The following is a 19,976-nucleotide window of genomic DNA, read 5'->3' as shown; positions in this document are numbered from 1 at the left end:
CACAGCTGGTGGCACTGGACACCGAGACCGATTCGCTCGACGAGATGCGCGCGCGCATCGTCGGCATCTCGTTCAGCGTGCAGCCGGGCGAGGCGGCCTACATCCCGCTGCGCCACGAAGGGCCGGATGCGCCCGCGCAGCTGCCCATGGACGCGGTGCTGGCGCGGCTCAGGCCCTGGCTGCAGGACGGCCAGCGCCACAAGCTGGGCCAGCACGTCAAGTACGACCGCCATGTGTTTGCGAACCACGGCATCGAGGTGCAGGGCTATGTGCACGACACCATGCTGCAAAGCTACGTGCTCGAAGTGCACAAGCCGCACAACCTGGGCAGCCTGGCCGAACGCCACACGGGCCGCCAAGGCATCAGCTACGAAGCGCTGTGCGGCAAGGGCGCGCACCAGATTCCGTTTGCCCAGGTGCCGCTGGACAAGGCGGCGGCCTATTCCTGCGAGGACTCCGACCAGACCCTGGACGTGCACCAGGCGCTGTGGCCGCTGCTGCAGGCGAACGACAAGCTGCGCTTCGTCTACGCGCTGGAAATCGCCAGCAGCGAGGCGCTGTACCGCATCGAGCGCAACGGGGTGCTGATCGACGCGCCCACGCTCGCCGGTCAAAGCCATGAACTGGGCCAGCGCATCCTGCAACTGGAAACCGAGGCGTATGCGCTCGCGGGCCAGCCCTTCAACCTGAGCAGCCCCAAGCAGCTGGGCGAAATCTTCTTCGACAAGCTCGGCCTGCCCGTGGTCAAAAAGACCGCCACCGGCGCGCGCAGCACCGACGAGGAGGTGCTGGAGAAGCTGGCCGAAAACTACCCGCTGCCCGCCAAGCTGCTGGAACACCGCGGCCTCGTCAAACTCAAGGGCACCTACACCGACAAGCTCGCGCAGCTCGCGCTACCGCGCACGGGGCGCGTGCACACGCACTATGCGCAGGCCGTGGCGGTCACGGGGCGCCTGTCGAGCAACGACCCGAATCTGCAGAACATCCCCATCCGCACGCCCGAAGGCCGCCGCGTGCGCGAGGCCTTCGTGGCCCCCGCAGGCCGCGTGATCGCGAGCGCCGATTACTCGCAGATCGAACTGCGCATCATGGCCCACTTGAGCGCCGACGCTGCGCTGCTGCAAGCCTTCCACGCCGGGCAGGACGTGCACCGCGCCACCGCCGCCGAGGTGTTTGGCGTGTCCGTGGACCAGGTCAGCACCGAGCAGCGCCGCTACGCCAAGGTCATCAACTTCGGCCTCATCTACGGCATGGGCAGCTTCGGCCTGGCGAAGAACCTGGGAATCGAGACCAAGGCCGCAGCGGCCTACATCGACCGTTACTTCCAGCGCTATCCCGGCGTAAAGCAGTACATGGACGACACCAAGGTGGCCGCCAGGTCCATGGGCTATGTGGAGACGGTGTTCGGTCGGCGCCTGTACCTGCCCGAGATCAACTCGCCCAATGGCCCGCGGCGCAGCGGCGCCGAACGCGCCGCGATCAACGCGCCCATGCAGGGAACGGCGGCCGACCTGATCAAGATGGCCATGGTGGCCGTGCAAAAGGAACTGGACGCGCACCAGCCCGACGTCCAGATGATCATGCAGGTGCACGACGAACTGGTGTTTGAACTGCCCGAGAGCGCGGTGGACTGGGTCAGAACCGAGATCCCGCGCCTCATGGCCGAGGTCGCTGCCCTCAAGGTGCCGCTGCTCGCCGAGGTGGGGGTGGGGCCGAATTGGGAAAAGGCGCACTGAGCCGAATGCCTGAATGGCTCCTGGAAAGGACAAGGGCTCCAAGGGTCCAGCCTGCCTGCATCAGGGTAAAATCACCGGCTGTCCGATTTCACACAGGTGGCAAGCAGGTTTCCTTGGGGCTTGCCACCTGCTTGTTTGCAGCAACCGCGCGGGTGGCGAAATGGGTAGACGCACCAGGTTTAGGTCCTGACGCCAGCAATGGTGTGGGGGTTCGAGTCCCCCCTCGCGCACCACCTCCCCCTGCGCCTGCAAGAAGACTTTGCGGAGCACGGCGCCGCCGTACGGGTGGGCGGCACGATCCACCTTCATTAAAGGAATAACCATGGCCGTTACTGTTGAAACCCTTGACAAGCTCGAGCGCAAGATGACGCTGAGCCTGTCCCGGACCCTGATCCAGACCGAGGTCGACACGCGCCTCAAGCGCCTGGCGCGCACCGTCAGGATGGACGGTTTCCGTCCCGGCAAGGTGCCCATGAGCGTGGTCGCCCAGCGCTATGGCATCTCGGTGCATTCCGAAGTGCTCGGCGACAAGGTCCGTGAAGCCTTTTCCGTGGCCGCGAATGAAGCCAATTTGCGCATTGCCGGCCATCTGCGCATCTCCGAAAAGGAAGGGGCTCCCGAAGACGAAGTCACGTTCGATGCCTTCTTCGAAGTGTTTCCCGAAGTCCGGATCGCCGATCTGGCCGACGCGCAAATCGAAAAGCTGTCCGCCGACGTGCCCGATGCGGCCATCGACAAGACCATCGAGGTCCTGCGCAAGCTGCGCCGCAGCTTCGCCCAGCGTGCGCTCGACGCAGCCGCGCAGGATGGCGACCGCGTGACGGTCGATTTCCAGGGCAAGATCGACGGCGAGCCCTTTGAGGGCGGCAAGGCCGAGGACTTCCAGTTTCTGATCGGCGAAAGCCGGATGTCCAAGGAGTTCGAAGACGCGGTGCGGGGCATGAAGTCGGGCGAGAGCAGGACCTTCCCGCAGACCTTCCCCGCCGACTACCGGGGTCAGGACGTGGCCGGCAAGACGGCAGACTTCCTGGTGACGGTCAAGAAGATCGAATCCGTTCACCAGCCCGAAGTGAACGAAGCCCTGATCAAGTCGCTGGGCGTCGCCGACGGTTCCATGGAGGGCCTGCGCGCCAGCGTCAGGAAGAACCTGGAGCGCGAAGTCAAACTCCGCCTGCAGGTGCGCAACCGGCAGGCCGTGATGGAGGCCCTGCTGGTGCGCGCCGAGCTCGATCTGCCCACGGCCAGCGTGCAGGCCGAAATCGCCCGCCTGCAGGAAACCGCCCAGGCCGAATTCAGGCAACGCACCGGCATCAGGATCATGGAGAAGACCGCATTTCCCGAAACCCTGTTCCGTTCCCAGGCAGAGCGCGGTGTGCGCCTGAGCCTGATCGTTGCCGAATTGGCGCGTGTCAACGGGCTGCACCCCGGGCCCGAGCAACTCAGGGCCGTTGTCGAGGAATTGGCCGCCAGCTACGAGAAGCCCGAAGAGGTGGTGCGCTGGCACCTCGACGACCGGCAGCGGCTGGCCAACCTCGCGGCGCTGGTGACGGAAAACAACGTCGCCGAATTCGTATTCACCAAGGCCCAGGTGGTCGAGAAGGCCATAGCGTTCGACGAACTGATGGCGCAAAAGGGCTGATCGGCCCGCGCGGTCGGCTCCGGCGAACACGGGGCCGGGTACGGCATCTCCGCTTGATTGGAAAAAAACATGAGCGCATTGGACACACAGGGCCTGGGTTTGATCCCCATGGTCATCGAGCAGTCGGGCCGCGGCGAGCGGTCCTACGACATTTATTCGCGCCTGCTCAAAGAGCGCGTGATCTTCCTGGTCGGTCCGGTGAACGACCAGACTGCGAACCTCGTGGTGGCGCAGCTGCTGTTCCTCGAGAGCGAAAATCCGGACAAGGACATCTCGTTCTACATCAACTCCCCCGGCGGCTCGGTGAGCTCCGGCATGGCGATCTTCGACACCATGAACTTCATCAAGCCCGACGTCTCGACCCTGTGCACGGGAATGGCCGCGAGCATGGGCGCCTTCCTGCTTGCGGCCGGCGCCCAGGGCAAGCGCTTTGCGCTGCCCAACTCCAAGGTCATGATCCACCAGCCGCTGGGCGGGATGCAGGGCCAGGCGACCGAGATCGAGATCCACGCGCGCGAAATCCTCAAGACCCGCGAGCAGCTCAACAAGATCCTGGCCGAGCGCACGGGCCAGCCGCTGGAGAAGATTCAGCGCGACACCGAGCGCGACTATTTCCTGTCGGCCGACGAGTCCAGGGAATACGGCCTGGTCGATCAGGTAATCAGCAAACGTGCCTAGCTTTAGCCTAGGATGGCAGCAGGTTCACACGGCGGCGTTTTCCCCTGGGGGACAAACGCCGTTCCCCACTTGGGTTATCAACTCTGACAACTTTCCGTAAAAAGGCACCGCTCCATGACCGAGAAAAAAGGCGCTTCCAACGAGAAACCCCTTCACTGCACTTTCTGCAACAAAAGCCAGCACGAAGTGAAGAAACTGATCGCCGGCCCGTCGGTTTTCATCTGCGACGAGTGCATCGACCTGTGCAATGAAATCATCCGCGACGAAATCCCCGTCGGGGGCCCGGTGCGCGAAGCGCGCAGCGATCTGCCGACGCCGGTGGAGCTCAAGCACAACCTCGACAACTACGTGATTGGCCAGGACATGGCCAAGCGCACCTTGGCCGTTGCGGTGTACAACCACTACAAGCGCCTGCGCCACAAGGACAGGGCGCGCAAGGACGACGTGGAACTGTCCAAGAGCAACATCCTGCTGATAGGGCCCACGGGCTCGGGCAAGACGCTGCTCGCGCAGACCCTGGCGCGCATGCTGAACGTGCCCTTCGTGATGGCCGACGCCACCACGCTGACCGAGGCCGGCTACGTGGGCGAGGACGTGGAGAACATCGTCCAGAAACTGCTGCAAAGCTGCAACTACGAAGTCGAACGCGCCCAGCGCGGAATCGTCTACATCGACGAGATCGACAAAATCTCGCGTAAGTCGGACAACCCCAGCATTACCCGCGACGTCTCGGGCGAGGGCGTGCAGCAGGCGCTGCTCAAGCTCATCGAAGGCACCATGGCCAGCGTGCCGCCGCAGGGCGGGCGCAAGCATCCGAACCAGGACTTCCTGCAGATCGACACCACCAACATCCTGTTCATCTGCGGGGGCGCGTTTGCCGGGTTGGAGAAGATCATCGAAAACCGCACCGAAGCCTCGGGAATCGGGTTCGGCGCTTCGGTCAAGAGCCGGCTGCAGCGCTCGCTGACCGAGGTGTTCGCCGAGATCGAACCGGAAGACCTCATCAAGTACGGCCTGATCCCCGAACTGGTGGGCCGCATGCCCGTGGTGACGGCGCTGACCGAGCTCAGCGAAGCTGCGCTGGTGCAGATCCTGACCGAGCCCAGGAATGCGCTGGTCAAGCAGTACGGCAAGCTCCTGGCCATGGAAGGCGTGGATCTGGAGATCCGCCCCGCCGCCCTGCGCGCCATCGCGCGCAAGGCGCTGGCGCGCAAGACGGGCGCGCGGGGTCTGCGCTCGATCCTGGAGCAATCACTGAACACGACGATGTTCGACCTGCCCAATACCAGCAACGTCGAAAAGGTGGTGGTGGACGAGTCCACCATCGAGGAAAACAAACCACCGTTGCTCGTTTACCGCGAAGCGGCGAGGACGGCCTGAAATGCCTGCAGCGGACAGCGCGCAAGGGTTGAAAATCGCTGTATCTGGACCATATTCCGCAGCAATACCTTGAGGATTTCCATGCCCGGACACACCCCCCTGCCAGCCATCTCCATCGATCTGCCGCTGTTGCCGCTGCGCGATGTGGTGGTGTTTCCCCACATGGTCATCCCGCTGTTCGTGGGCCGCCCGAAGAGCATCAAGGCGCTCGAGATGGCCATGGTGGCCGAGCGCCGCATCATGCTCGTCGCCCAAAAGACCGCGGCCAAGGACGAGCCCTCGGTGTCGGACATGTTCGACGTCGGTTGCGTCTCCACCATCTTGCAGATGCTGAAACTGCCCGACGGCACCGTGAAGGTTTTGGTCGAAGGCCAGCAACGCGCCCAGGTGGCGTGCATCGGCGACGCGGAAACCCATTTCGTGGCCACCGTGACGCCCGTCGAGGCCACGCCCGACGTCAGCAAGCCGAGCGAGATCGAGGCCCTGCGCCGCGCCGTGATGCAGCAGTTCGACCAATACGTCAAACTCAACAAGAAGATTCCCCCCGAGATACTGACCTCGATCTCCAGCATCGACGACCCCGGCCGCCTGGCCGACACCATCGCCGCGCACCTGCCCCTCAAGCTCGAGAACAAGCAGGCGGTGCTCGACCTCTCCGACGTGAAGGCGCGCCTGGAAAACCTGTTCGGGCAGCTCGACCGCGAGGTTGACATCCTGAACGTCGACAAGAAAATCCGCGGGCGCGTGAAGCGCCAGATGGAAAAAAACCAGCGCGACTTCTACCTGAACGAGCAGGTCAAGGCCATCCAGAAGGAACTGGGCGAAGGCGACGAAGGCGCCGACATCGAGGAGATCGAAAAAAAGATCAAGCTCGCCAAGATGCCCACCGAAGCGCGCAAGAAGGCCGAAAACGAGCTCAAGAAGCTCAAGCTCATGTCGCCCATGTCCGCCGAGGCGACCGTGGTGCGCAACTACATCGACGTGCTCAGCAACCTGCCCTGGAGCAAGAAGACCAAGATCAAGCACGACCTGGTGAATGCCGAGGGCGTGCTCAACGAGGACCACTTCGGCCTCGACAAGGTCAAGGACCGCATCCTCGAGCACCTTGCGGTGCAGCAGCGCGTGGACAAGGTCAAGGCGCCCATCCTGTGCCTGGTGGGTCCCCCGGGCGTGGGCAAGACCTCGCTGGGCCAGTCCATCGCCCGGGCCACGGGCCGCAAATACGTGCGCATGGCGCTGGGCGGCATGCGCGACGAGGCCGAAATCCGCGGGCACCGCCGCACCTACATCGGCGCGCTGCCGGGCAAGGTGCTGCAGAGCCTCACCAAGGTCGGCGCGCGCAACCCGCTGTTCCTGCTCGACGAGATCGACAAGCTCGGAACCGACTTCCGCGGCGACCCCTCGAGCGCGCTGCTGGAGGTGCTCGACCCCGAGCAGAACCATACGTTCAGCGACCACTACGTGGAGGTTGACTTCGACCTGAGCGACGTCATGTTCGTCGCCACCTCGAACTCGATGAACATCCAGCCCGCGCTGCTCGACCGCATGGAGGTCATCCGCCTGTCGGGCTACACCGAGGACGAGAAAGTCAGCATCGCCATGAAGTATCTGCTGCCCAAGCAGCTCAAGAACAACGGCGTGAAGGACGAGGAACTGAACATCACCGAACCCTGCGTGCGCGACATGGTGCGCTACTACACCCGCGAGGCCGGCGTGCGCTCGCTCGAGCGCGAGCTGTCCAAGATCTGCCGCAAGGTGGTCAAGGGCCTGCAACTCAAGCAGTTCGAGCCGCAGGTGGTGGTGACGGAGGACAAGCTTCCCGAGTTCCTGGGCGTGCGCAAGTACTCCTACGGCCGGGCCGAACTGCAGAACCAGATCGGGCAGGTGGTGGGCCTGGCCTGGACCGAAGTGGGCGGCGATCTGCTGACCATCGAAGCCGCCACCATGCCCGGCAAGGGCGTGATCACGCGCACCGGCTCTCTGGGCGACGTGATGAAGGAATCCGTGGAAGCCGCGCGCACCGTGGTGCGCAGCCGCGCGCGCATGCTCGGCATCAAGGACGAGGCATTCGAGAAGCGCGACATCCACATCCACGTGCCCGACGGTGCCACGCCCAAGGACGGCCCGAGCGCGGGCGTGGCAATGATCACCGCGTTCGTCTCGGCCCTCACGGGAATCCCCGTGCGCGGCAACGTGGCCATGACCGGTGAAATCACGCTGCGCGGCGAGGTCACGGCCATTGGCGGCCTGAAGGAGAAGCTGCTGGCCGCACTGCGCGGCGGCATCCGGACCGTGCTGATCCCCGAGGAGAACGTCAAAGACCTGCAGGAGATTCCGGACAACGTCAAGAGCGGCCTGGAGATCGTCCCCGTGCGCTGGATCGACAAGGCCCTGGAAGTGGCCCTGGCCAGCAAGCCCATGCCGCTGATCGACGAGGAAGTGGCCGTGGTGGTTGCCGCCGCTGCAGCAGACAAGCCCGTCAGCGCGTCGGTTGCGACCGATGGTTTGAAACATTGAAGCCACTTCTTGCGCGGGCCCGAAGAAAGGCGCTACAATTCGCGCCTGTCGCAGCCGGCACCGTCCAGGCCAAGCGGCAACATGCGGGAATAGCTCAGTTGGTAGAGCGCAACCTTGCCAAGGTTGAGGTCGAGAGTTCGAGACTCTTTTCCCGCTCCAATAGTTGATCTGCAGACATCCACGGACGTCTGCAAGTCGTTGAAAACAGGGCCCCTCCGAGGGCCCTGTTTTCATTTCTGCGAGCGGCACGAGCTGGGTTGACGAGGGTCAGAATTGTTGGCTTTTGCGGGATCCGAACGGGTAGGCCATCGCCGCGTCCTTGCGACCATCGGCGCGAGTGACTGGGCAGGCGGCACCCATGTATTGGCGTTCCGCAAGCCCGCATTCCCATCATGAAAGGCGTCAAAAGCGGATTGTGGGACAGCCTGCCAATCGTCGCAGGCTACCTGCCCATTGCCTTCGCCTTCGGCGTCGCCGCAGTTCAAGCGGGCCTGACCCCCGGACTGGCAATGCTGATATCGGGCATTGTGTTCGCCGGCGGGTCGCAGTTCGTCTTGGTCAGCTTGCTTGCGGCGGGGGGCACGGTCCTGACGGTCGCGCCGACTGTGCTACTGATGAACGCCCGGCATTTGTTGTATGGGCGCCCGATTGCCGATCTTCTGGGAACCGGCAAACGGTCCGTTTCGCCGGTTCTTCTTGCCTTCGGCATGACGGATGAGGTGTTCGCGACCGTTGTTTCACGAATGGAGGGAATCGCGGCTGACGACCGGGAGCATTGGTACGTTGGCCTGCAACTGGGGGCCTACCTGTCCTGGGTTGCAGGAACGATTCTGGGCGCCACGATTGGCGCAGAAGTTCTCGTGCGCTTTCCTGCGCTGGGCGATGGCTTGTCATTTGTGCTGCCGGCATTTTTCTTTGCATTGCTCCTGAGCATGAAAGGACGCGTCCTGTGCTCACCAACCATTGTGGGGGCGCTCGCAACAGCGGGCCTGCTTCTGTGCATACCAGCGGCTGCTGCGATCCCCCTGGGAATCGCAGCAGGGGCCATCGCAGGGTGTTGGTCGCGGAGGGGCAAATGATCGAATTCGATGCAAGGATCTTGACGATCCTGGTCTGTGGGGCTGGAACATTTGGGATGAGGCTGCTCCCCATGTTGTGGCAGCAGCGCAGTGAAACGCGCCATGCGGAACTTCTAAGTCGGCTCTCACGGGCAAGCGGGTCTGCTGCGGTCGCGTCGTTGATGGTGGTAATGCTTTGGCCGATGATCGTTCAAGCAGGTACCCAGCAACTCGCAGCCGTTTTCACCGGGCTGCTCACGACGTGGGGGAGCCAGCGTGTATTTTCTGGCGTGGCCTTGCCAGCTCTGTCGGGTGCCGCAGTTTATGGCCTGGTGAAAGCATGGCTCTGATCTTCCTTGGCCACGTGCCCCTCATGGATTTCATGGATTTTGTAAAAAGAACATGATCCAAGGGTTTCCCCTGGGATCACACCGAAAAATATCCATAAAATTACGCAACTTATCGATCGAACCGGCAAGCACCGCCCACCCCGTGCAAGCGGGTCTTCCCCATGCCCCTCAGGAGATATCCATGACGAAAAGGACGCCACTGCGGTGGTCGCTGACGAGAAAACTGCTGCTTTCCACGCTGCTGGGCGCTGCCGCCATGGGGTTGTCGGCCAAGGAACTGAGCTTTTGGTCGATGTGGAATGAGCCGGAACCCCAGGCCAAGGCCCTGCGCTCGGTCATGGCGGCCTATACCCGGGCGCACCCCGACGTGACGTTCAAAGTCGTGTGGAACGGTCGGCAGAACCAGACCAAGCTGCGCAGCGCATTGCAGGCGGGCGCCAAGGTGGACTTCATGGACCAGGACGGCGACCAGCTCTTTGGCGGCCTGCAGGCCGCAGGCGCCGGGCTGGAGATTACCCAGGACATGGACCCGGCGTTCAAAGACAGCCTGCTGCCCGGCGCGCTGGACATTTACGCGCGCAACGGCAGGGTCTACTCCGTGCCCTACGTCTACAACACCGTCAACTTTTGGTACAACCGCGAGCTCATGCAAAAGGCCGGGGCCAGCGTGCCCAAGACCTGGGATGAGTTGCTCGGCCTGTGCTCCGCCGTGCAGAAGGTCGGCAAGAGTGCCTTGGTGATCGAGGGCAATGTGTCGGACTACAACATGCTGTATTTCTCGCACCTGTTGGAGCGTATTTATGGCGCGAACAGCATGGTCCGGCTGTTTGAAGACAAAACCGGCAATGGCTGGACGCAGCCTGGCGTTTTGCAAGCCGTCCAAATGGCGCGTGCGCTGTGGGACAGGGGGTGTATTCCGAAGGACGCGCGGGGTTTTCAGTACCCTGCGGGCCAGCAAACCATTGCCCTGGGCGACAGCATGGGCGCGCTCGTGGGCTCCTGGTTGCCTACGGAGTTGAGCGAGAGCGCGGGCAAGGATTTCCCATGGGGCGCGTTCAACTTCCCCGCCGTGAAAAACGGCAAGGGCCAGCAAACCGACTTGCAAGTGGCCTTGCTCTCGATGATGGTGCTCAAGACGGCGCCCAATCCCCGGGAGGCCGTGGACTTCATCAAGTTCGTCGTCAGTGAACAGGCCCAGAAAATCCTGGTCACCGAGGGCCAGGTGGGGGCTACGCGCCGGGCGGTGGCTTGGCCCGCGGCCTTGGCCGACGCGGAAAAATCAGCCCGCGAAGCGACGGCCCTGTCGAATTTCGGGGGCGGCTTGAAGATGCTCTACCCCGATTTCACGGCCACGGTGCTGGCACCGGAGTTCAACAAAATGTTCCTCGGCGAAGGCACGCCGCAGCAGCTGGTGAATACCTTGGCGACCAAAACCAGGGAGTTTTGGGCCGGGAAAAAGTGAAACACGCCAGAGTCCGCTGCGGCTTGGCATTCGAGGGGGCTTCGTGATCAGAGCGCGCATGGTGACGGCGTTTCTGGCACCGGCCCTGCTGCTGTATCTCGGCTTGCTGGTGTTTCCCGCAGGGCAGGCTTTCTACATCAGCCTGTTCAAGACCTCGGGGTTTTCCGACAGCATGCAGTGGGTGGGCCTGGCCAACTACGTCGCGCTGTGGAACGACAGGGTGTTTTGGCTGTCGCTGACGAATATGCTGTTGATCCTCGTGGTCGGCGGCGCCTGCGTATTCGGCCTGGCCTTTGTATTCACCATGCTGCTGAGCTCCGGCCTGTGGGGCAAGAAGCTGTTTCGCGCGCTGATTTTCATGCCGAACGTGATTGCGGTCACCGCCATCACCACCTTCTGGTCGTTCGTCTTCATGCCGCGCTATGGCTTGCTGACGAACGTGCTCAAAGGCCTGGGCCTGGAGCGCTGGGCCAGCGTCTCCTGGACCGCGCCGGAAAATGTGTTTTGGGCCATGCTGGTGGGGCTGGTGTGGGTTTGCAGCGGCTTTTTCACGATCCTGATTTTGGCGGGCGCAGACAAGGTGCCCGCCGACCTGTTCGAGGCGGCGCGCCTCGAAGGCGCAAACCAGTGGCAGATTTTCAGATACGTCACCGTGCCCATGATCTGGGACGTGATCGTGATCACCATGGTGCTGTGGTGCATACAGGCGATCAAGATCATGGAGTTCCCTTACGCCTTTGGTGGACCGAATATTTCGCAGGACCTGTACACGCCCGCGATCTACCTCTACATCATGGGTTTTGGTCAGCGCGAACCGGTCTACGCGCTGGGCTACGCCACCGCGATCGGCGTGGCCATGTTGGCCGTGACCATTGGCGCGGTGCTGGTGCTGCGCGCCGGCCTGCAACGCGAACCGCTGGAGTTTTGAGCATGGCGCAGCGCAAGCTCAAGCGCGGCCTGGGCCGTGCCCTGGCCTACGCCGTGGTGGGTGCCTGGTCCCTGGCGACCGTGTTCTTCGTGGTCTGGATCTGTTTGGCGTCGCTGAAGAAAACACGCGACCTGTTTGGCCAACCCTGGAGCCTGCCGCGCGACCCGGCATGGGGCAACTATGTGAAAACCTGGGTCAGCAGCCATTTTGGTGACTATTTTCTGAACAGCCTGTGGGTGGTGTCCGTCTCGGTGCTGATGCTCTTGGTGGTCTGCGTGCCGGCCGCGTACGTGCTGGCGCGTGCGCGCTTTCGGGGGCGCGAGGCCTTGACCAACTTCTTCATTCTTGGCATGGGCGTGCCCATTCCGCTGTTGTTCGTGCCCTTGGTGGTGATCATCACGGCGCTGCGCCTGGGCGACAGCTTGTCGGGTCTGTCGCTGGTGTACGTGGCCCTGTCCGTGCCGTTCACGATCTATGTGCTCACGGGGTTTTTTGCCTCGCTGCCGCGCGAGATCGAGTCGGCCGCAACCATTGACGGCTGCTCGGATTTTCAAACCTTCTGGCACGTGATGATGCCCCTGGCCATGCCCGGCATCGCCACCGTTGCCATATTGAATTTCGTCGGCCTGTGGAACGAATACCAGCTCTCGCTGGTGCTCATCAACAGCCCCGGGAACCGCACGCTGTCGCTGGGCATTTACGCGCTGATTTCTTCGATGCAGTACTCGGGCGGCGACTGGCCGGGCCTGTTCGCCGGCATCACCATCGTGATGGTTCCGACCATCATCCTGTTCGTGCTCATGTCCGAACGCATGATCAGCGGCATCACCATGGGAGGAGTGAAATGACGAGCGCAACCGCCACCACCACGGTGCGTTGGACGACCCGGGCCATGCCCATGTCCCACCTGGGGGCGCCCGACCCCTTGCCGTATTTTGCGCACCAGCAGCCGATACGCAGCAAGCCGACCCCGCCGAACCGGGGGCTGAACGCGCAGGAGTCCGCCCGGGGCTTCGCCTGGGGGGCGGACTCGATCTTGCCGTACCAGGTGCTGGGCGAATACGACCGCGCGCAAGCGCCGGGCGAGATGCCGGTGCTGGAGTTCAGCAATGGCCGCCTGACGGCGCTGCTCGCCCCGCATCTGGGCGGGCGCCTGCTCAGTTTGCGCGATCAGGCCGCGGACCGGGAACTGCTGTTTGCCAACCCGGTGTTCCAGCCCGCGAACCTGGGTTCGCTCAACGCCTGGTTCTCCGGCGGGGTCGAGTGGAATGGGCTGATACCCGGCCACACGCCGGTGAGCTGCTGCGCCGTGTTTGCCGGCGTGGTGCACAGCGCGCGGGGCCCGGTGCTGCGCTTGTATGAATTCGACCGCATCGTCGAGGCCACCTGGCAGATCGACCTGTTTCTGCCCGAGGGCCAGGACCGTTTGTTCGTCCACGGCCGCATCGTGAACGCCGACGCCTGGGAGAAGCAGGCCTACTGGTGGACGAACATGGCCGTTCCCGCGAGCCCGGGGATGCGCGTTCTGAGCCCGGCCGATTACGCGATCGAGCACGTGCTGCCGGGCAACCAGCTCGAGCGCTTCGACTTTCCGGACCCCGCGCGGTTCGACGGCTCCTACCCCGGGAATTGGACCGACGCCTGCTCGGTGTTTTTCCGCACCGAAACGCCGCAACCGCTGTGGATCGCGGCGTTGGACGCGCAGGGCAGGGGCCTGGCGCACGTGGCCAGTGCGCAGATGCAGGGGCGCAAGTTTTTTTACTTTGGCACGGGCCGGGGCGGCCAGCACTGGATGGACTTCCTGTCCCAGCCCGGCCGCGGGCATTACGTCGAGATTCAAAGCGGCATCACGCCCACGCAAAACCAGCGCTTCGCGCTGCCCGCGCACGGCGAGCTGCACTGGACCGAGGCCTACGCCGGTGTGCAGGTGGCGCCCGAACTGGCGCACCACAGCGACTACCAAACGGCGACCCGCGCCGTCGCCCAGGCGGTCCAGGCGCGCGTGGACGCGACGGACCTCGCCGAGGTCGATGCCTTCCTGCGCGGCGTGTCGGCGCAGGCAGTGACCGAGCGCCTGCACGCGGGGTCGGCCTGGGGCATGCGCCACGAGCAGCTGACCGGGCAGGCGCTGGCGCCGGGGCTGGACTTTGCTTGTCCCTTGCAGGACCAGCAAGGTCCGCAAGGCCAGCAAGACCCGGACCCGTGGGATGAACTGCTGCGCAGCGGCCGCTTCAGCGCCGCCAGCCTGGAGCGCATGCCGCAGACCTGGGTCACGTCGCCCCGCTGGTGCGCCGCGCTGGAGCGCAGCGCGGATCGGCATGGCGATACTTGGTTGCACGCGCTGGCCCTGGGAATGGCGGCCCACGACCGGGGCGATCTCGCGCAGGCGCGCAAGGGCTACCAGCGTTCGTTGAACCTGCGGCCGACCTGGCTGGGGTATCGCCAAAGGGCCCTGGTGGAAACCAACGTGGGTGCGCGGGAGATCGCCTACGACGCGGCCTGGCACTCGCCCGGGGTCCCCCTGGTCCTGGCGGTGGAGATCGCCAACGACATGCTCGACACGGGCCGCGTGCGCGCGGCCCATGCGTTTCTCGGCGGCCTGACGTCCGCCGTGCAGGCGCTCGATCGCGTCCGTCTCGCGCAGGCCCGGCTGGCGGCCGAGACGCAGGACTGGCCGCTGCTCGCGCACTGGCTCGAGCGCCCCTTTGCCACCGTGCGCGAGGGCGAGAGCCTGCTCGACACGCTCTGGACCCGCTTGCAGCAAGGCCTGTGCAAGGCCGAGTTGGCCGAGCGCTGGAGCGAGGCCGCCTGGCAGCAGTGGCAAGCGCGCCACCCGCTGCCCGCGCACTTGGACTTTCGCATGCAGGGCCAGGGCCAGGGCCAGGGCGCGCAGCCTGCAACCGATGCAAACGCGGAGCACTCCCTTCATGGCCAGCGTTGAACTGCAAAACATCCACAAGGCGTATGGCAGCGTGGACATCATCAAGTCCTGCAATCTGCAAGTGCACGAGGGCGAGTTCATCGTCCTGGTGGGGCCATCGGGCTGCGGCAAGTCCACGCTGCTGCGCTGCATCGCAGGGCTGGAGCCGGTGAGCGGCGGCCGGCTGCTGGTGGACGGCGAGGACCTGACCCACGCCGCCCCGGTCGAGCGGGGCGTGGCCATGGTGTTTCAGTCCTACGCGCTGTACCCGCATATGACGGTGGCGCAAAACATCGGCTTCGGTTTGAAGATTGCCGGGGAACGCAAGGAGGCGATTGCCGCCCGGGTGCGCGAAGTCGCCGCCCTCCTGCACCTGGACGCATTGCTCGAACGCAAGCCCAAGGCCCTTTCGGGCGGACAGCGCCAGCGGGTGGCGATTGGCCGGGCGCTGGCGCGCAAGCCACGCATCTTCTTGTTTGACGAACCCCTGTCGAACCTGGACGCGGCGCTGCGCGCCGAAATGCGCGTGGAACTGGCCAAGCTGCACCAGGAGCTGGGCAACACCATGATCTACGTGACCCACGACCAGGTCGAGGCCATGACCCTGGCCACGCGCATGGTCGTGATGCAGGCCGGCGTGGTCGAGCAGGTCGGAACGCCGCTGGAACTGTTCAACCGGCCCGCGACCCGCTTCGTCGCAGGATTCCTGGGCCAGCCGACGATGAATTTCATCCGCGTGCAAACCAGCGACTGCACCGCCGGGCGCAGCCGCTTGCTGTTCGCCGGGGACTCTTGCCTGGACCTGGACGCGCGCGTCAACCCCGGCGCAGCGCAGGCACTGGAAGTGGGGGTGCGCCCGGAGGACTGCCGGCTCAGCTGCGACGCGCAGGCGCTGGACCTGCGGATCGAAGTCGTCGAGCAACTGGGCAGCGACACCATGGTGCATGGGCACTTGGTCGATGGCCAGCGCATGACGCTGCGCCTGCCAGGCCAAGCCCGGTTCAAGCTGGGGCAGCAGGTGGGCGTTTCGCTCGTGGCCGAGCGCGTGATCTTGTTCGACGCGCAGGGGCGCAACCTGGCCCCGCTCGAGAAACCCGCATGACGCCGCTAACCCCGACCCGCTCCCTGATGGAGACCATCAGCGCCGAGCAGGGCAACATCAGCACCGCGTTCAAGCGCATCAGCCGCTACCTGCTGCAAGCGCCCGCGGACTTCATGCACAAGTCGATCCAGGAAATAGCCGCCGCAGCCCAGGTCAGCGAGCCCACGGTGCTGCGCTACAGCCGCCACTTTGGCTACAAGGGAATCCCTGAATTCCGCATTGCCTTGGCCATGTCGCTGGTCAACCGGGCCAAGGCCCCCGCGGAGGGCCCCCTCTTCGTAGAGCCCAACTTGGCCGACAAAGCCGTGGTCAACCGCGATTTGAAGCACGCCATCGGCAAGGCGGCGCTGCCGTTGCTGGAGCAGGACCGGTCCATCATCCTGGACTCGGGATCGACCACCGCGATCTTTGCGCGCCAGCTGCGCGAGGTCGCCGGGCGCACCATTTTGACCACCGGCTTGAACGTCGTCGAAGCGCTCTGGGGGGCCACGCAGCACACCCTGATGCTGCCCGCAGGGACCTTGCGCGTCGAGTCCAAATCCCTGAGCGGGCGCATGGTGGAAACCACGTTGCAGAACATGCGCTTTGACACGGGCTACTTTGGCGCGGACAGCATCGACCCCGACGCCGGGCTGAGCACCTTCAACGAGGCCGAGGCGCACCAGGGCGCTGCGATGATGGGCGCCTGCACGCGCGTGGTGGTGCTGGCCGATTCGAGCAAATTCACCTCGCCCGCGCTGCACCGCATTTGCGTGCTCGACCGCATCCACACCATCGTCACCGATACCGGCTTGCCGCTGGACATTGCCAACGCATTGAGCGCGCGCGGAACCCGGGTGATTCGCGCCGACCCTGCATCAACCCCCGCCTGAATCCATGACCCCTACCCCCCCCACCCCTGACGGCAGCTGCGCCGCAGATGCGCACACCGCGCTACGGCAGTGGCACACCTGGCGTGAAATCCATGCGCAGCCCGCGGTCTGGCGCGCCTGGGAACCCCGGCTGGCGCAGCAGCTGTCCGCGCTGCAGGCCTGGTTGCAGCAGGCACGGCACGCGGCCGTGTGGTTCTGCGGTGCTGGCAGTTCGGCCTTCATCGGCGAGGCCCTGGCCAGCCATCTGAACGCGCGCAGCGCCACACCGTGCGGCCGCGCGGGGGCCGCGACCGCGCGCTACCGTGCGCTGGCGACGACCGACCTGGTGGCGCAGCCCCGGCATTTTCTGCCCGCCGACCTGCCCGGCCCCCTCCTGGTGGTGTCGTTCGGGCGCAGCGGCAACAGCTCCGAGAGCCTGGGCACGTTGGACGCGCTGGACGCATTGGCCCCCGACGCCGACCGCTTGCACATCACCTGCAACGCAGCCGGCGCCCTGGCGCTGCGCGCCGTGCCCGGGCCGGGCGGATTGCGCACGCTGGTCCTGCCCGCGCAGACCGACGACGCCGGCTTTGCGATGACCTCCAGCTTCACCACCATGCTCCTGAGCGCCTTGGCCTGCTTCGACACCGCGCCGCCGCAGCCCCTGGCGCAGCTGCTGCCCGGGCTGGCCGACGCGGCAGCGAACGTCTTGCAAGCCCTGCCGGCCTGGGCCGACCGGCCCGACCAGGGCCGCCCCGAGCGCGCCGTGTTCCTGGGCAGCGGCCCCTTGCTCGGCATTGCCCGCGAATCGGCGCTGAAGGTGCTCGAGCTCAGCGCCGGCGCGGTGGCGACGCAGTGGGACTCCACGCTGGGCTTTCGCCACGGCCCGAAAGCCTTCGTGAACGCCCACACCCGGGTGCACGTGCTGGTCTCGGCGGACCCGCACACCCGGCGCTACGACCTGGACGTGGCGCAGGAGATTCGCCGCCAGTTTGGCGCGGCTGCGGTGTGCACCATCGGCCCGGCCGCAGCGCAGTGCGACGTGGTGCTGCCGGCGGCAGAGCATGCCGGCTGGAGCCTGGTGTTGTACGCGCTGTTCGCGCAGTACATGGCCATGCACTGGTCCCACGCGATGGGGCTGAACGTGGACAACCCGTTTGCCAGCGGCAACCTGACCCGGGTGGTCAGCGGCGTGACGCTGTACCCCGTGCCGGCGGACTGACCCCGGGAGCACGCACGATGTGGGGCGCCATTGATTTGGGGGGCACGAAGATCGAGGCCTGCTTGTACGACGCGCAGCTGCAACCCGTGCAGCGCCAGCGCGTGGCCACGCCGCAGGGCGCGTACGCCGGGCTGCTCGACGCGATCGAGCAGCAATGCCTGTGGCTGCAAGGCTGCGCGGGCGACGCGCACCTGCCCATCGGCATGGGCATTCCGGGGCTGATCGACCGCCAGACCGGTCTCTCGACGACCGCCAATTTGTCCGCCATGGGCCAGCCGCTGCAGGCCGATCTGAGCGCCCGCCTGGGGCGCCCGATCGCCGTGGAGAACGACTGCAAATGCTTTGCCCTGTCCGAGGCGCAGGGTGGCGCCGGCGCAGGGCAGGCGCTGGTGTTCGGTCTGATCCTCGGCACCGGCGTCGGTGGGGGCCTGTGCCGCCAGGGCGAGCTGATGCTGCACCACCTCGGAATCAGCGGCGAGGTGGGCCACGTGGCCCTGCCCGTGCACTGCACCGAGCAGTGGCGCCTGCCCGTGCTGCGCTGCGGTTGCGGGCGCACCGGCTGCTACGAAACCTATGTGTCCGGCCCGGGCATGGCGCGGCTGTGCCAGCACCTGACGGGCCGGGCCTTGGGCGCGCAAGACATCGCGCAGGGGCACGCCCGCGGCGACGCGCAGCTGCAAACCGTGTACCGCGTATGGCTGTGGCTGCTGTGCGAGCTGCTGCACACCATGCAATTGGCCATCGACCCGGACTGCGTGGTGTTCGGTGGCGGGCTCTCGCGCATTCCCGGCCTGCCCGAGCAGGTGGCCCAGGCCTTTCCCGCGCACCAGCTCCCGGGTCTGCGCGCACCGCGCTTTGCGAGCGCGCAGTTTGGCGACAGCAGCGGCGTGCGCGGCGCGGCCATTTTGGCGCAGCGACTTCAGGAAAACCGCCATGCAATACCTGCGTGATCTGAACCAACGCAACCGCGCCGACCGTGCCAGCCTGGCGAGCACGCCGTCGGTGTGTTCGGCCCATCCCCAGGTGCTGTTGGCGTCCCTGCTATGCGCCCAGGCCCGGCAACGCCCCCTGTTGGTCGAGGCCACGAGCAACCAAGTCAACCAGTTTGGCGGCTACACCGGAATGCAGGCGGCGGACTTCATCGCCCACGTGCATCGCATTTGCCAGGCCCACGGCGTGGACCGCAGCCTGGTGCTGTTTGGCGGCGACCACCTGGGTCCGCAGGTCTGGCGTGACCAAGACGCAGCGCGCGCCATGGCGCACGCGCAGGCCCTGGTCGCGTCCTACGTGCAGGCGGGCTTTGGAAAAATTCACCTGGACTGCTCCGAGGGCTGCGCCGGTGAGGCCGCGCAGGTGGGCGACGCGCTCAGCGCCGAGCGCGCCGCGCAGCTGGCGCAGGTGTGCGAGCAGGCAGCGCCGGACCCGCAGAGCCTGAGCTATGTGATCGGCACCGAAGTGCCGCCGCCCGGTGGCGCGCGCGCCGAGGACGGCCCCGTGCACGCGCTCGCGACCTCGGCGCACAGTGCCCGCGAGACCCTGGCCGCGCACCAGCAGGCATTTGCGCAGCAGGGCCTGGAGCCGGCCTGGGCGCGCGTGGCCGGCCTGGTGGTGCAGCCCGGGCTGGAGTTCGGTCCCGACCACGTGCAGCACTTCGACCTGCAAGCGCCCGACCTGCTCTCGCCGGTGCTCGCGCCGCACCCGCAGCTGGCGTTTGAAGCCCATTCCACCGACTACCAGAAACCGCCCGTGTTTGCCGCGCTGGCCCGGCGCCATTTCACCGTGCTCAAAGTGGGGCCGGCGCTGACCTTTGCCTATCGGCAAGCGGTCTACGCCCTGGACGCGCTCGCCGCCTGGCTCGCGCCCCCAGGCCCGCGGGCAGCGCTGGCGCAGGTGATGGAGCAGCTGATGCTGGCCGACCCGCAGCACTGGCGCCGGCACTACGGCGGCGACGCGCAGACGCTGCGACTGCTGCGCCACTTCAGCTACGCGGACCGCGTGCGCTACTACTGGGCGCAACCTGCCGCCAGCCAAGCCGTCGCGCAGCTGATGCAGTGGCTCGCGGAGCAGCCCCGGCCCTTGGCGCCGCTGCTGGAACAGCATTTCTCCGACCCCGTGCAGGCGCTCGCGCAAACG

General features: G+C 65.6%; 16 protein-coding genes and 2 tRNA genes. All 18 read left to right on the top strand.

Features of this window, described 5'->3' with window-relative positions:
- A partial coding sequence (gene polA, locus VTU_RS0107870; RefSeq protein WP_010103012.1) for a DNA polymerase I occupies positions 1-1,736 on the top strand: 1,736 nt, incomplete at its 5' end.
- Positions 1,737-1,882: 146 nt separating this feature from the next.
- Positions 1,883-1,969, top strand: a tRNA-Leu gene (locus tag VTU_RS0107865).
- Between the two features lie 89 nt (positions 1,970-2,058).
- Positions 2,059-3,375 carry a trigger factor gene (gene tig / locus VTU_RS0107860; protein ID WP_010103010.1) on the top strand — a complete coding sequence of 439 codons (1,317 nt, stop codon included), beginning with the start codon at positions 2,059-2,061 and terminating at the stop codon, positions 3,373-3,375.
- A gap of 69 nt (positions 3,376-3,444) precedes the next feature.
- A complete protein-coding gene (clpP, locus tag VTU_RS0107855; protein ID WP_010103004.1) occupies positions 3,445-4,053 on the top strand; it encodes an ATP-dependent Clp endopeptidase proteolytic subunit ClpP in 609 nt (202 codons plus the stop codon).
- Positions 4,054-4,167: 114 nt separating this feature from the next.
- Positions 4,168-5,433: an ATP-dependent Clp protease ATP-binding subunit ClpX gene (gene clpX, locus VTU_RS0107850; RefSeq protein WP_010103001.1), complete on the top strand. Its 1,266-nt coding sequence runs from the start codon at positions 4,168-4,170 to the stop codon at positions 5,431-5,433.
- Positions 5,434-5,514: 81 nt separating this feature from the next.
- A complete protein-coding gene (lon, locus tag VTU_RS0107845; protein ID WP_010103000.1) occupies positions 5,515-7,950 on the top strand; it encodes an endopeptidase La in 2,436 nt (811 codons plus the stop codon).
- Positions 7,951-8,033: 83 nt separating this feature from the next.
- Positions 8,034-8,109, top strand: a tRNA-Gly gene (locus VTU_RS0107840).
- 233 nt (positions 8,110-8,342) lie between these two features.
- Positions 8,343-9,029, top strand: coding sequence for an AzlC family ABC transporter permease (locus VTU_RS0107835; protein ID WP_010102998.1), 687 nt, complete (start codon positions 8,343-8,345; stop codon positions 9,027-9,029).
- Positions 9,026-9,358 (top strand): AzlD domain-containing protein, encoded by a 333-nt coding sequence (locus VTU_RS0107830; RefSeq protein WP_029554194.1) that lies wholly within the window; start codon positions 9,026-9,028, stop codon positions 9,356-9,358. Before VTU_RS0107835 ends, VTU_RS0107830 begins: the two co-directional genes overlap by 4 nt.
- Positions 9,359-9,539: 181 nt before the next feature.
- Positions 9,540-10,820: an ABC transporter substrate-binding protein gene (locus VTU_RS0107825; protein WP_010102996.1), complete on the top strand. Its 1,281-nt coding sequence runs from the start codon at positions 9,540-9,542 to the stop codon at positions 10,818-10,820.
- Between the two features lie 43 nt (positions 10,821-10,863).
- Positions 10,864-11,748 (top strand): carbohydrate ABC transporter permease, encoded by an 885-nt coding sequence (locus VTU_RS0107820; RefSeq protein ID WP_169315378.1) that lies wholly within the window; start codon positions 10,864-10,866, stop codon positions 11,746-11,748.
- A gap of 2 nt (positions 11,749-11,750) precedes the next feature.
- Complete coding sequence (locus tag VTU_RS0107815) at positions 11,751-12,596, top strand: carbohydrate ABC transporter permease (protein WP_010102992.1); 846 nt, start codon at positions 11,751-11,753, stop codon at positions 12,594-12,596.
- Positions 12,593-14,689: a DUF5107 domain-containing protein gene (locus VTU_RS0107810; RefSeq protein ID WP_010102991.1), complete on the top strand. Its 2,097-nt coding sequence runs from the start codon at positions 12,593-12,595 to the stop codon at positions 14,687-14,689. The genes VTU_RS0107815 and VTU_RS0107810 overlap by 4 nt, the downstream gene beginning before the upstream one ends.
- Positions 14,676-15,770 carry an ABC transporter ATP-binding protein gene (locus VTU_RS0107805; protein ID WP_010102989.1) on the top strand — a complete coding sequence of 365 codons (1,095 nt, stop codon included), beginning with the start codon at positions 14,676-14,678 and terminating at the stop codon, positions 15,768-15,770. The genes VTU_RS0107810 and VTU_RS0107805 overlap by 14 nt, the downstream gene beginning before the upstream one ends.
- A complete protein-coding gene (locus VTU_RS26510) occupies positions 15,767-16,642 on the top strand; it encodes a DeoR/GlpR family DNA-binding transcription regulator (RefSeq protein ID WP_040892498.1) in 876 nt (291 codons plus the stop codon). The genes VTU_RS0107805 and VTU_RS26510 overlap by 4 nt, the downstream gene beginning before the upstream one ends.
- 4 nt (positions 16,643-16,646) lie before the next feature.
- Positions 16,647-17,843 carry an AgaS family sugar isomerase gene (locus tag VTU_RS0107795; protein WP_010102987.1) on the top strand — a complete coding sequence of 399 codons (1,197 nt, stop codon included), beginning with the start codon at positions 16,647-16,649 and terminating at the stop codon, positions 17,841-17,843.
- A 17-nt stretch (positions 17,844-17,860) separates the two neighbouring features.
- Entirely contained in the window at positions 17,861-18,793 is a 933-nt protein-coding gene (locus VTU_RS0107790) for an ROK family protein (protein ID WP_010102986.1), read from the top strand.
- Positions 18,777-19,976, top strand: a 1,200-nt coding sequence (locus VTU_RS0107785; protein WP_010102985.1) for a class II D-tagatose-bisphosphate aldolase non-catalytic subunit, incomplete at its 3' end; no start/stop codon positions are given. The genes VTU_RS0107790 and VTU_RS0107785, both read left to right, overlap by 17 nt.

This window comes from Verminephrobacter aporrectodeae subsp. tuberculatae At4 (genome assembly GCF_000193225.1).
GTDB lineage: Bacteria > Pseudomonadota > Gammaproteobacteria > Burkholderiales > Burkholderiaceae_C > Acidovorax > Acidovorax aporrectodeae.
The sequence above is the reverse complement of the archived record's forward strand: the minus strand, read 5'-3'. Positions and strand labels throughout refer to the sequence as shown.

Coding starts and splice junctions, on each gene's coding strand:
- VTU_RS0107835 (WP_010102998.1), top strand. CDS start 8,343: ATGAAAGGCGTCAAAAGCGGATTGTGGGACAGCCTGCCAATCGTCGCA.
- clpP (WP_010103004.1), top strand. CDS start 3,445: ATGAGCGCATTGGACACACAGGGCCTGGGTTTGATCCCCATGGTCATC.
- VTU_RS0107830 (WP_029554194.1), top strand. CDS start 9,026: ATGATCGAATTCGATGCAAGGATCTTGACGATCCTGGTCTGTGGGGCT.
- VTU_RS0107825 (WP_010102996.1), top strand. CDS start 9,540: ATGACGAAAAGGACGCCACTGCGGTGGTCGCTGACGAGAAAACTGCTG.
- VTU_RS0107790 (WP_010102986.1), top strand. CDS start 17,861: ATGTGGGGCGCCATTGATTTGGGGGGCACGAAGATCGAGGCCTGCTTG.
- clpX (WP_010103001.1), top strand. CDS start 4,168: ATGACCGAGAAAAAAGGCGCTTCCAACGAGAAACCCCTTCACTGCACT.
- VTU_RS26510 (WP_040892498.1), top strand. CDS start 15,767: ATGACGCCGCTAACCCCGACCCGCTCCCTGATGGAGACCATCAGCGCC.
- VTU_RS0107810 (WP_010102991.1), top strand. CDS start 12,593: ATGACGAGCGCAACCGCCACCACCACGGTGCGTTGGACGACCCGGGCC.
- VTU_RS0107805 (WP_010102989.1), top strand. CDS start 14,676: ATGGCCAGCGTTGAACTGCAAAACATCCACAAGGCGTATGGCAGCGTG.
- VTU_RS0107815 (WP_010102992.1), top strand. CDS start 11,751: ATGGCGCAGCGCAAGCTCAAGCGCGGCCTGGGCCGTGCCCTGGCCTAC.
- tig (WP_010103010.1), top strand. CDS start 2,059: ATGGCCGTTACTGTTGAAACCCTTGACAAGCTCGAGCGCAAGATGACG.
- VTU_RS0107795 (WP_010102987.1), top strand. CDS start 16,647: ATGACCCCTACCCCCCCCACCCCTGACGGCAGCTGCGCCGCAGATGCG.
- lon (WP_010103000.1), top strand. CDS start 5,515: ATGCCCGGACACACCCCCCTGCCAGCCATCTCCATCGATCTGCCGCTG.